Source organism: Castellaniella sp. (assembly GCF_036379515.1).
Lineage (GTDB): Bacteria > Pseudomonadota > Gammaproteobacteria > Burkholderiales > Burkholderiaceae_B > Castellaniella.
Genome location: NZ_DASVGN010000027.1, coordinates 212,071 through 224,203 on the forward strand (window position 1 = coordinate 212,071; position 12,133 = coordinate 224,203).

The window sequence follows — 12,133 nt, forward strand, 5'->3', positions numbered from 1 at the left end:
ATGCCATTGCTCACCTCACTCCACGCATGGCTACCCGACATGACGCAGATCCGGCGCGATCTGCACGCGTGGCCAGAACTCGCCTTTCAGGAAACTCGCACGGCAGAAACCCTGAACCACTTGTTGCAATCCTGGGGGATTCCGACTCACACGGGGCTGGGCGGGACTGGCTTGGTCGGACATATCGCCGGAAAACAACCTGGCCGTTCGATCGGACTTAGAGCCGACATGGACGCACTGCCCATGGCCGAGGTCAACACGTTCCCGCACGCCAGCCGCAACAGTGGTGCCATGCACGCCTGCGGCCACGACGGTCACATGACGATGCTGCTGACCGCCGCACGCTATCTGGCGCAGGAACGCGACTTCTCCGGCACCGTGCACGTCATTTTCCAGCCGGCCGAAGAAGGCGGGGCCGGCGCACGGCGCATGATCGAAGACGGCCTCTTCGAAGACTTTCCCATGGATGGCGTCTTCGGCATGCACAACTGGCCTGGCATTCCAGTGGGATCATTCGGGCTGACGGACGGTCCCATCATGGCCTCCAGCAGCAACTTCAAAGTCACCCTGCAAGGGCGCGGCGCCCACGGCGGGATGCCGCACCTGGGCGTGGACCCCGTCGTCGCGGCCGCGCAACTCATCCTGGCGTATCAGGGCATCCTCACGCGCGAGCAAGACCCGCTGGAGGCGGGTGTCATCAGCGTCACCCAAGTCCGGGCGGGATCGGCAGACAACGTCATCCCCGACAGCGCCGAGCTACGTGGGACAGTGCGCACGCTCACTCCAGAGGCCCTCGACCTGATCGAGGCCCGCATGCACGACATCACCTTGCACCTTGGCCGCGCGCTGCGCTGCGAGGCAGATTTTCAGTTCATTCGCGAATACCCCGCCACCATCAACCACAGCGACGAGACAGCGCTCTGCACCCAGGTCCTGATCGATCTGGTCGGTGCCGACCAGGTCAATGCCCGCGTGCGCCCATCCATGGGGGCTGAGGATTTCTCGTTCATGTTGCAAGAGCGCCCGGGCTGCTACGTCTGGATCGGCAACGGTACCGGCGACCACCGCGACTCAGGTCACGGACAAGGCCCCTGCATGCTGCACAACAGCAGCTACGACTTCAACGACGCCCTGATCCCGCTGGGAGCCGCGTATTGGATATCCCTCGTCCGGCGCTTCCTGCAGTCGCCTGAAAGCTCCGCGCCCTGATTGCCGTAAAATACGCGTCTTGGCACGGTCGCCGCGCGGCCGCCCCGATTCTCGTCTGTCTACAGAGGTCTCCATGTCAGACTCCACGCCCGTCACCCTCCCTGCATCAGACCGGCATGCCGTTCTGCGCGTCATGCCCATGCCCCGCGATGCCAACATTCACGGTGACGTCTTTGGCGGCTGGATCATGTCTCAGGTCGACATCGCCGCCTCCATCCCGGCCGCTCGGCGCGCGGGCGGACGAGTAGCCACCGTGGCGGTCAACGCCTTCACCTTCAAGCAACCCGTCTTCGTGGGCGATCTCCTGAGCTTCTACGCCGACATCGTAAAAACTGGGCGCACCTCGATCACCGTCGAAGTCGAGGTCTACGCAGAACGCCAGCGCCTGCAAACCGAGGTCGTGAAAGTCACCGAAGCCACCCTCACCTACGTGGCCACAGACGAGAACCGGCGCAGCCGCCCGTTGCCAGCACTCTGAGCCCTGGTGTACATGGCTGACGAGCGCGCACCCCAAACATCTGTCACGCCGGTTGTGGTTCCGCGTCGCCTTGATCCGGAGGACGCCCAACTTGCCTTGCAGGAACTGCAGGCCATCCTGAAGCGCCAGGAAGTCGTGGACGCGCTCGCGCAGCGTCAGCGTGATACCGAAGACGAGGACGGCTCCAATCTCCTCGAAGGCATGCTGCAGCGTCAGCACGAAGGCGAGATCCGCCAGATCGTCAACGCGCTGCATCCGGCCGACATCGCCTTCATCCTCGAATCGCTGCCTGTGCACGAACGCCAGGCCATCTGGCAGCTTGTCAGCGCAGAATTCGATGCCGACGTGCTGCTGGAAGTCGAAGACTGGGTGCGCGAGTCGCTCATCGAGTCCATGGACCATGAGGACCTGATCGCAGCAACCGGCACCATGGATGCCGATGAGATCGCTGATCTGGCGCCCGATCTTCCAGCCGGCATCATCACCGAAGTCCAGAAAGGGCTGACCGACGCAGAGCGGGCTCAGCTGCTGGCCGCCATGGGCTACCCCGAAGACACGGTGGGCGCCATCATGGACTTCGACATGGTGCGCGTACGCGAAGACGTGACACTCGAAGTCGTGCTGCGCTATCTGCGCCGCCTGCACGAGCTGCCGGATCACACCGACCAGATTTTCGTCGTGGACCGACACGACCTGCTGCGGGGCACGCTGTCGCTGTCCAAACTGCTGCTAAGTGAACCTGACACGCTGGTCAATGCCGTCATGGAGCCCGACGTCCTCAGCCTGAACCCCACGGACTCAGACGCCGATGCCGCCAGCGCCTTCGAGCGCTATGACCTGGTGTCAGCCCCTGTGGTCGACGAGCAGGGACGGCTCATTGGCAGGGTCACCATCGACGAAGTGGTGGACGTGCTGCAAGAAGACTCGCAGGAGCAGCAGCTCTCGCGTGCTGGACTGCAGGAAGAAGACATCTTCGCGCCCATTCTGGCCGCACTGCGCAACCGCGCCCCCTGGCTGCTCGTCAACCTGTGCACAGCGTCGACGGCCTCCTTCATCGCATCACGATTCGAAGACACCGTCAGCCACATCGTGATCCTGGCCTTTCTCATGTCCATCGTGGCGGGGATAGGCGGCAACTCGGGCAACCAGACCATGACCATGATCATCCGTGCCATGGCAACCGGCCGTGTCACAGGCGCCAATATCTGGCTTCTGGTCAAGCGCGAACTGCAGGTCACGTTTCTGGTCGGCACCTGTGGCAGCCTGGTGGCGGCCACCTTTGCCTGGGTCATCTCGCAGTCATACGCCGTGGCGCTCGTCATGATGGCCGCCATGGTGGGCAACATGCTGATCGGCGCGGCACTCGGGGTTCTGATCCCGCTGCTGCGCGATCGCTTTGGCAAAGACCCCGCCATGGGCTCGTCGGTTCTGCTGACTTTCGCCACCGACTCAATCGGTTTTTTCCTCTTCCTGGGCCTGGCCACCGTCTTCCTGCTGTAGGCCCTGGCGTGGCGGATTAGTAAGCGACGCGAACGGCCACTGTTCCATTTTTCCAAAGAAAAACCGCCGTGTTCTTCAGTCACGGCGGTTTTTCTTGACGAATCGCCAGATGGCTCAGGCCAGGCGCCCGTGGCAGTGCTTGTACTTCTTGCCGCTGCCGCAAGGGCACGGGTCATTGCGACCGACGCGAGGGTAGCCTCCGGGCGGCACAGGATTGCGTCCAGGCTCTGCCTGATCCAGCCCGGGGTCATCTCCGCGCAGCGCCGCATCGTAGTCTGCATGGTGATAGCGCACGTTCTCGAGCGCCGGTGCGGCGGGTTCTTCGACTTCGACCTGCTCGCGCGACTCGATGCGCACGGTGAGCAAGACGCGGATGGTATCGGCACGAATGCGATCCAGCATGTCGGAAAACAGCGTGAAGGCTTCCCGCTTGTAGGCCTGCTTCGGGTCGATCTGCGCATAGCCGCGCAGATGAATCCCCTGCCGCAGATGGTCCAGCGAAGCCAGGTGGCTACGCCAGTTGGAATCCAGTGCCTGCAGCAAGACCGAACGCTCGAACGGCTCCCAACCCTCTTTGCCAACGAGATCTACCTTGGCTTGATAGATGCGCTGGGCTTCTGCCACGACTCGATCATGCAGATCCTCATCGGTCAGGTTGGGTTCTTTTTCGAGCATCTCGGCCAGCGGCATGGCGATGTTCCAGTCGGACTCGAGCGAAGACTGCAGGCCCGGTACGTCCCACTGCTCTTCCATGGTTTCTTCAGGAAGATAATGCCGGAATACCGAGGTGATCTCGGCGTCGCGCAGATTGGCGATGGTGTCGGCGACCGAAGCGGCTTCGAGAACCTCGTTGCGTTGGGTGTAGAGCACTTTGCGCTGGTCATTGGCGACGTCATCGTATTCGAGCAGCTCTTTACGGATGTCGAAGTTGCGCGCTTCGACCTTGCGCTGCGCCGACTCGATGGAGCGCGACACCATGCGCGCCTCGATGGGTTCACCTTCGGGAAGCTTCAGACGCTCCATGATGGCTCGCACGCGATCCCCGGCAAAGATGCGCATGAGCGAATCTTCGAGTGACAGGTAAAAGCGCGACGAGCCCGGGTCGCCCTGACGTCCGGCACGCCCCCGCAGCTGATTGTCGATGCGGCGAGACTCGTGGCGCTCGGTGCCCACGATGCGCAAGCCCCCCGCCTTCTTGACCGCCTCGTTGTCCGGCGCCCATGCGGAGCGGATCTGCGCGACCCGCGCGTCTTTTTCTTCGGCTGACAGATCAGGATCGGCACGCACCAGATCGATCTGCTTGTCGACGCTGCCCCCCAGCACGATGTCGGTACCACGACCTGCCATGTTCGTGGCGATGGTGATGTGGCCCGGCTTGCCGGCCTCAGCGACGATGACGGCCTCGCGGGCGTGCTGCTTGGCATTCAGCACGTCGTGCGGCAATCCCGCCTTGTCCAGAGCCGCCGACAGCCGCTCGGAGTTTTCGATGCTGGTGGTACCCACCAGCACTGGCTGGCCTCGCTTATGACAATCCACGATGTCGGCCAGGATGGCCTGGTATTTTTCGGCGTCCGTCTTGAAGACCTGGTCGTTCTGGTCCTTGCGGGCCATCGGCCGATTGGTCGGGATGATGACAGTTTCCAGGCCGTAGATTTCCTGGAATTCGTAGGCTTCGGTATCGGCCGTCCCGGTCATGCCGGCCAATTTGTCGTACATCCGGAAATAGTTCTGGAACGTGATCGACGCCAGGGTCTGATTCTCGTTCTGGATGCGCACGCCTTCCTTGGCTTCAACAGCCTGGTGCAGGCCATCGGACCAGCGCCGCCCCGCCATGAGCCGCCCCGTGAATTCGTCGACGATGACGACCTCGCCATTCTGGACCACATACTGTTGATCCAGATGGTAAAGATTGTGAGCCCGCAAGGCCACCAGCAGGTGATGAATCAGAGCGATGTGCCGGGGGTCGTACAGCGATTCGCCGGCCGGCAAAATGCCTTTCTCGACCATGATCTGCTCGGCCTTGATCTGGCCTGCTTCCGACAGGTGAACCTGCTGAGCCTTTTCGTCGACCCAGAAGTCACCGTCGGGTTCAGGTTCGTGCGGCTTGGGTTCTTCGGTCATGCGCGTCATGAGCGGCGGCACGACGTTCATGCGGATATAGAGCTCGGTGTTGTCTTCGGCTTGCCCGGAAATGATCAGCGGCGTACGCGCCTCGTCGATCAGGATCGAGTCCACCTCATCGACGATGGCATAAGAAAGGCTGCGCTGACGGCGGTCTTCCGCGCGGTACTCCATGTTGTCGCGCAGGTAATCGAAGCCGTATTCGTTGTTCGTGCCGTAGGTGATGTCCGCCTGATAGGCGGCACGCTTTTCTTCGTTTTCCTGCTGCGGCACCACCACACCCACCGTGAGCCCCAGAAAACTGTACAGGCGTCCCATCCATTCGGCATCGCGGCGCGCCAGATAGTCGTTGACGGTCACCACGTGGACGCCCCGGCCATTGAGCGCATTCAGGTAAACAGCCAGCGTGGCCATCAGCGTCTTGCCCTCGCCGGTTTTCATTTCGGCAATCTTGCCATTGTGCAAGGCGATGGCACCTATCATCTGCACATCGAAGTGCCGCATGCCGAAAACCCGCTTGCTGGCCTCGCGCACGACGGCGAAAGCCTCGGGCAGCATTGAATTGAGCGACTTGCCATCGGCAATCCGCTGACGGAACTCATCGGTCTTGGCCTTCAGCTCGTCGTCGGACAGCCCCTGCGTGGCGGGCTCAAGCGCGTTGATCTGCGCGACCTGCTTGCGATACTGCTTCAGCAGCCGGTCATTGCGGCTACCGATAAATTTTTTGAGCAGAGAAACCATAATATGTCGTCATGAAGAGCCTGCCAGCGGCAAGCTCCGAGAAATGGACAGGTACAACCGCAGAAATCGACGCGATCGCAGGCAAACGCTGCAGTTTAACGCAGCTATCAACCCCCCGCATGGAGGTCCAGCCCTTGCGCACGCTCAGCCAGTTGCCTGGGACCGGCCCGACCTGCAAGTGATCGCTGGATAAAGCGTACGCGCGCCTCGCGCCGAATGAAGACCTCGGGGTCCAACGGGTGGCCGGCCATGCGGATTTCGAAATGCAGATGAGGCCCCGTCGAGTTGCCGCTGCTGCCAACCCGTGCGATGACGTCACCTTGCTGGACGAGGTCACCCGCCTTGACCAGCAACCGGGACGCATGGGCATAGCGTGACCTCAGACCATTGCCATGATCGATCTCGACCATGCGGCCATAGCCACGAATCATGCTGGCACGCACCACCACGCCACCCGAGGCAGCCCGAATCGGTGTCCCCCAAGGCGCCACGAAATCAAGCCCCTCGTGCATGACCGATCGGCCCGTGACGGGATGACGGCGCCAGCCAAACGACGAACTCAGGTAAGGGTAATCAACAGGCATCGCGGTGGGCAGGCTGGCCTGCCGCCCGATCTGACGCGAGAGCGCAGCGTCAGCCAGCGAATAGGCGTCTTCCTGGCGCGCGAGCTGCCCCATCAACTCATCGATACGCTGGCCCAGACGAGCTGCAGACCTCACGGCACCGTCCTGTGCGAGGATATCGTCCATGACCACGGACCCGCTCGGAGCCGGGCCACGGTCCAGCTCGGGAGCGATATAGCCGAGACCTGCCGCCTGAGCCACGCGCGAGCGCAAGGCTTCAATGGCGAGCACGCGTCCCTGGAGCTCGCCCAACTTGCCGGCCAGGCTGGCGAGGCTGCCCTGCACCAGTGCGGCCTCGCGGCGAAACTGAACACCTTCGGCCGAATTCAGAGGGGTCCTCATCGAGTCCATGCGAGCCGCCTGCCAGGAAGCTCCTGCCCACGCCGACAAGGCCAACGCGACTGCCACGGCCAGCCCGCCCAACAGGCGCACGCTAGAATGCCTCTTGATGCTGAGGCTCAGCAGCGGCCACCATCCCTTCACACAGACTCCTTCATGTCCAAAAATTCATCGCAGCAGCGATCGCGCCAAGCGGGGGTGCAGGCGCTGCGCTGGTTGGATCGCAGCACAAGCGGCGCGCCTTTGTTGACCAAGGCCCACGAATTGCTCGCACTTGAACACGCGCTGACGAGCCTGCTTCCTGCCGGGCTCGCCCGCCATGTCCACGTCTCGCAAAGAGATGGCCCCCTGCTCATCGTGATGGTTCCAGGCCCCGCCTATGCCGCACGCTTGCGCCAGATGGTGTCGGGCGTTGCCCGGCGGCTGCAAGACGCTGGGTGGCCGGTCGAACAGATTGTCGTCCGGATCGACGCGCGCGGGCCGCTGCCACGGACAGAAAAGCCCCTACGGGATATCCAGCCCCTGGATACCCAAGCCTTGCAGTCTTTCGAGGCGTTGGGGCGGCAAGTGGCACCGGGGCCACTTGCGGATGCGATTCACCGCCTGCTCGAGCACCACGAACGGGGTGCTGGCGATTTGCCGCACAAACGGTGAACCGGAGGCAACGAGTCAGGCCAGCTGCCAGTCGCGGGTATAGGCCGCCGGCGCCAATTCGGGGGATTCATAGCTGATGAGTTCCCAGCATTCTTGCTGAGCCAGCAGAGCCCGCACCAGCTGGTTGTTCAGGCCATGGCCCGACTTGCAGGCCGAATAACGTGCCACCAAGGGATGACCGGCCAGATACAGGTCGCCGATCGCATCCAGGATCTTGTGCTTGACGAATTCATCGTCGTAACGCAGACCATCTGAATTCAAGACGCGGTATTCATCGAGCACAATGGCGTTATCGAGGCTGCCGCCACGTGCCAGCCCCATGGACCGCAACGCCTCGACCTCGCTGGCAAAACCAAAGGTGCGAGCGCGCGCGATCGTCTTCACATAAGAGTCGCGCGCGAAGTCGACTTCTGCCACATTGGCCGTCGCGTTAATGGCGGGATGACGAAAATCGATGGAAAACGACAAGGCGAACCCGTCGTAGGGCTCCAGACGGGCCCACTTGGCTGCCGGCCCTTCGCCTTCGCGCACTTCGACCGGCTTGAGAACGCGCAGAAACCGCTTGGGCGTGGATTGCTCCAGCAACCCGGCACTACGCAGCAGGTATACGAAGGTTCCGGCACTGCCATCCATGATGGGGACTTCTTCGGCATCCAGATCGATGTGAAGGTTGTCCACCCCCAGCCCCGCCAGCGCAGACATCAGGTGTTCGACGGTAGAGACGCGGACGTTTCCCTGTTGCAGCACGGAGGCCATGCGCGTGTCGCCCACGGCATCTGCGCGCGCGGGAAGATCCACGATTTCTGGGAGATCGACCCGATGAAACACGATACCCGTGTTTGCCGGGGCCGGGCGCAAGGTGAGCTCTACCCGCCGGCCCGAATGCAGACCGACACCTTTGGTCGAGATGGCTTGTTTGAGGGTGCGCTGTAAGAGCATGGAAATCTTTGACGAAAGAAGCGCGCACCACGCCGCAAGGCGCATGCCGCAAAAGTGGCCCCATTGTAACCGCTCTGAGGGTTTTCCACGAGATAAAAGCAACAATCGGCGTCACGACGAGGCGGATATTTCGCCCAATCCGGCCAGACGCGAAGACGCGCACATCCCCAGGGGCAGGGATATGCGCGCCAGACGCCAGGCTACACGAATGCAGCCCTAATGTGAGGTTCCGGAAAGCCTAACCGGAAGATCAGTCTGCTTGCTTACGCAGAAATGCAGGAATGTCGAAGTGATCCATGCCCGCCTTTTCCAACGCGGACACCTGGGCTGTCGCAGTGGCGCTGCGATGGCGGATCACAGACGGCACGTCGGTCCCGGCAAAATCATGCCCGCCATGGATCGGCATGTTGTCGGTGCCATTGCGTTGGACTTCGATGTTGGCGTTGTTCGACACCAGCTGCGGACGGCTGAGCGCAGCCCCCAGCCCTGTGGCGACCACCGTCACACGCAGGTTCTCACCCATGGTCTCGTCATAGGCCGTCCCGAAAATAACGGTTGCATCTTCGGAGGCGTAGCCACGGATCGTTTCCATGATTTCGCGGGTTTCGCGCATTTTCAGGCTACGGCTGGCCGTGATGTTCACCAGAATTCCACGAGCGCCGTGCAGATCCACGCCTTCGAGCAAGGGACATGCGATGGCCTGCTCGGCGGCGACACGCGCACGGTCCGTGCCCGCAGCCACTGCCGTGCCCATCATGGCCTGACCCTGCTCGCCCATGATGGTCTTCACGTCTTCGAAGTCCACGTTGACATTGCCTTCGACGTTGATGATTTCGGCGATGCCGGCGCAGGCATTGTGCAACACATCGTCGGCCGCGCGGAAGCAGTCTTCCTGTGTTGCGTCTTCGTCCATGAGCGCGTACAGATTTTCGTTCAGGACCACGACCAGCGAGTGCACGTGGCGGGAAAGTTCGTGAATGCCTTCTTCGGCCAGGCGCATGCGCTTGTTGCCTTCGAATACGAACGGCTTGGTCACGACACCGACCGTCAGAATGCCCAATTCCTTGGCGACCTCAGCCACCACCGGGCCTGCACCGGTGCCCGTGCCGCCCCCCATGCCCGCGGTGATGAACACCATGTGTGCACCCGTCAGTGCTGATCGGATCTCTTCACGAGCGGACTCGGCCGCCGCACGACCTTGGTCTGGCTTGGCACCCGCTCCCAACCCGGTGTTGCCCAGACGAATCTGCACCGGTGCTTCGCTGGTCACCAGCGCCTGAGAATCGGTGTTGGCGCAGATGAACTCCACGCCTTGCACCCCGGAATGAATCATATGGGCGACGGCATTGCCGCCAGCCCCGCCAACTCCAACGACCTTGATCACTGTGCCGTTGCGGCTGGTATCCAACATCTCGAAATTCATCATGACTGACTCCCTCACGTACGGAGATACTTAACAACTTGCCCCTGATAGATTCATGACCAGGCTTGCGCCTAGTTCATGAACCACTCCTTCATGCGCGCCAGAATGGACTTGACGGTCCCTTTCTGTTGCGCAACTTTGCGACCTCGAGCGCGCTGCATGCGTGCCTCGGTCAACAAACCCATCGCCGTCGCGAAGCGCGGATTGCGCATCACGTCGGACAGACTCCCTTCATACATCGGGGTGGCGACCCGAACCGGCTTGAGAAACACGTCTTCGGCCAACTCCACGATTCCGGGCATGAGCGCCGTGCCGCCTGTCAGGACAACACCTGAAGACAGCAGCTCTTCGTACCCCGATTCGCGCACCACCTGCTGCACAAATCCAAATAATTCTTCCAGCCTCGGCTCGATCACGGCGCCCAGAGCCTGCCGCTTGACGCTGCGGTTGGGGCGATCCCCCAGCCCCGGCACCTCGATCATCTCTTCGGCGTCGGCCAGCACCTGCTTGGCAATGCCGTACCGCAGCTTGATCTCTTCTGCATCCGGGGTGGGCGTGCGCAGCATGGCGGCGATGTCGCTGGTCACCTGATCCCCCGCAATGGGGATGACGGCGGTATGGCGGATCGCCCCTCCGGTATAAATAGCGATGTCTGTCGTGCCACCACCGATATCGACCAGCACCACGCCCAGTTCTTTCTCGTCCACCGTCAGACACGCGAGACTGGAGGCCAGCGGCTGCAGCACCAGGTCCTGCACTTCGAGTCCGCAGCGGCGCACGCACTTGACGATGTTTTGCACTGCGCTGACGGCACCAGTAACGATGTGCACGCGGACTTCCAGGCGCATGCCGCTCATGCCGATCGGTTCACGGATGTCTTCCTGCGCATCGACGATGAATTCCTGCGTCAGCACATGCAGCACCTGCTGATCCGTGGGGATGTTCACCGCCTTGGCGGTCTCGATGACCCGCGAAACGTCCGTGGCGGTCACTTCCTTGTCCTTGACCGCCACCATCCCGCTGGAGTTGAAACTGGTGATATGGCTGCCGGCAATTCCGGTGTAGACCTCGCGGATCTTGCAGTCCGCCATGAGCTCGGCTTCTTCCAGGGCGCGCTGAATGGAGTTGACGGTGGACTCGATGTTGACCACCACCCCCTTGCGCATGCCTTCGGACTCGTGCTGCCCCAGGCCCAGCACCTCAAACCCGCCATCCGGCAGGATCTCTGCGACCACGGCCACCACTTTGCTGGTGCCGATATCGAGAGCAACGATCAGGTCTTTGATGTCACGGGTCATGGTTTGGGCGAGGACTTAGTAGCGTTGTTTTCGGGCGCCAGCGTGATGGCGAATCCATTGGGGTAGCGCAAATCGGCGCTGGCAATCAGGCGGGTTCCCAGCCTACGGGTCAGATCGGGCCAGGCTTGAACGAAGCGCTCGATCCGTGTAGCAAACGGCAATGCGCCTGAGCGGCCATGCGGGTCGGCAACATCAGCCGCCGGGTCACGCCCCAGCGTCAGATGCACCCCGTCAGACAAGGTCACTTCCCAGGCATAGCGCGGGGTAAGAGTGGCTTCACGCACACTCAGGCCCAACGGGGCGAACCAACGCACGATCTCGGCGTAGCGCTGTACCACCAGCCGCTCCGAACTGTCCGGACCATTGAGTTGCGGCAGCTTCAGATCGTCTGGCAGCTCCCCTCGATTGGCGGTGAAGGCCTCACCCCAGGTATTGATCATCTGGTTCTCGTTCCAATACGCAAGCGGCTGTTCTTCCTCGATGCGTATGCGCAAAGTGGAAGGCCAGATACGCTGCACGGCCACGTGCCGAACCCAGGGAGTGGATTCAATGAGCTTACGCACCTGATTCAAATTCACCAGAAAGAAATTGCCTTCGACACGGCCCGCCAAGGCCGTCTGCAGACTCAGCGGCGTGATGTACTGCAGACTGGGGCTGGCCAGCGGTGCAATTTCGATTTTCTTGATCGCGAAATACGGACGCCGGACGACCCAGCTCACTGCCCCCGCCACAATCGCCAACACGGCCAGCAGGGCCAGCAGATTGGCAATCAGGTTGGTGAGGCGGGCTTCGGCAAACACATCCGTCT

At 61.9% G+C, this 12,133-nt stretch carries 10 protein-coding genes; 4 read left to right on the forward strand and 6 right to left on the reverse strand.

Annotated elements, in window-relative coordinates; translation table 11 throughout:
- The 3 genes from VF285_RS09210 (at position 1) to mgtE (ending at position 3,187) form a co-directional block, all read left to right on the forward strand.
- Positions 1 to 1,209 carry a M20 aminoacylase family protein gene (locus tag VF285_RS09210; protein ID WP_346952358.1) on the forward strand — a complete coding sequence of 403 codons (1,209 nt, stop codon included), beginning with the start codon at positions 1 to 3 and terminating at the stop codon, positions 1,207 to 1,209.
- 73 nt (positions 1,210 to 1,282) lie between these two features.
- Positions 1,283 to 1,687 carry an acyl-CoA thioesterase gene (locus tag VF285_RS09215; protein WP_346952317.1) on the forward strand — a complete coding sequence of 135 codons (405 nt, stop codon included), beginning with the start codon at positions 1,283 to 1,285 and terminating at the stop codon, positions 1,685 to 1,687.
- Positions 1,688 to 1,699: 12 nt separating this feature from the next.
- Positions 1,700 to 3,187: a magnesium transporter gene (gene mgtE, locus VF285_RS09220; RefSeq protein ID WP_346952318.1), complete on the forward strand. Its 1,488-nt coding sequence runs from the start codon at positions 1,700 to 1,702 to the stop codon at positions 3,185 to 3,187.
- Between the two features lie 114 nt (positions 3,188 to 3,301).
- On the opposite strand, the gene secA is transcribed toward mgtE, so the two are convergent.
- Both secA and VF285_RS09230 read right to left on the reverse strand, forming a co-directional pair.
- Positions 3,302 to 6,049: a preprotein translocase subunit SecA gene (secA, locus tag VF285_RS09225; protein ID WP_346952319.1), complete on the reverse strand. Its 2,748-nt coding sequence runs from the start codon at positions 6,047 to 6,049 to the stop codon at positions 3,302 to 3,304.
- A 107-nt stretch (positions 6,050 to 6,156) separates the two neighbouring features.
- Entirely contained in the window at positions 6,157 to 7,155 is a 999-nt protein-coding gene (locus VF285_RS09230; RefSeq protein WP_346952320.1) for a M23 family metallopeptidase, read from the reverse strand.
- 12 nt (positions 7,156 to 7,167) lie between these two features.
- Here VF285_RS09230 and VF285_RS09235 point away from each other — a divergent pair, with 12 nt between their 5' ends.
- On the forward strand, positions 7,168 to 7,665 hold the full coding sequence (locus tag VF285_RS09235) for a DciA family protein (protein ID WP_346952321.1): 498 nt from the start codon (positions 7,168 to 7,170) through the stop codon (positions 7,663 to 7,665).
- 15 nt (positions 7,666 to 7,680) lie between these two features.
- On the opposite strand, the gene lpxC is transcribed toward VF285_RS09235, so the two are convergent.
- The 4 genes from lpxC to VF285_RS09255 form a co-directional block, all read right to left on the reverse strand.
- Positions 7,681 to 8,604 (reverse strand): UDP-3-O-acyl-N-acetylglucosamine deacetylase, encoded by a 924-nt coding sequence (gene lpxC / locus VF285_RS09240; protein ID WP_346952322.1) that lies wholly within the window; start codon positions 8,602 to 8,604, stop codon positions 7,681 to 7,683.
- Between the two features lie 250 nt (positions 8,605 to 8,854).
- Complete coding sequence (gene ftsZ, locus VF285_RS09245) at positions 8,855 to 10,030, reverse strand: cell division protein FtsZ (protein WP_346952323.1); 1,176 nt, start codon at positions 10,028 to 10,030, stop codon at positions 8,855 to 8,857.
- Between the two features lie 68 nt (positions 10,031 to 10,098).
- The gene (ftsA, locus tag VF285_RS09250) at positions 10,099 to 11,325 is read right to left on the reverse strand and encodes a cell division protein FtsA (RefSeq protein WP_346952324.1); all 1,227 of its coding nucleotides are present in this window, start codon (positions 11,323 to 11,325) and stop codon (positions 10,099 to 10,101) included.
- The gene (locus VF285_RS09255; protein WP_346952325.1) at positions 11,322 to 12,125 is read right to left on the reverse strand and encodes a cell division protein FtsQ/DivIB; all 804 of its coding nucleotides are present in this window, start codon (positions 12,123 to 12,125) and stop codon (positions 11,322 to 11,324) included. Before VF285_RS09255 ends, ftsA begins: the two co-directional genes overlap by 4 nt.
- Between the last annotated feature and the right edge of the window lie 8 nt (positions 12,126 to 12,133).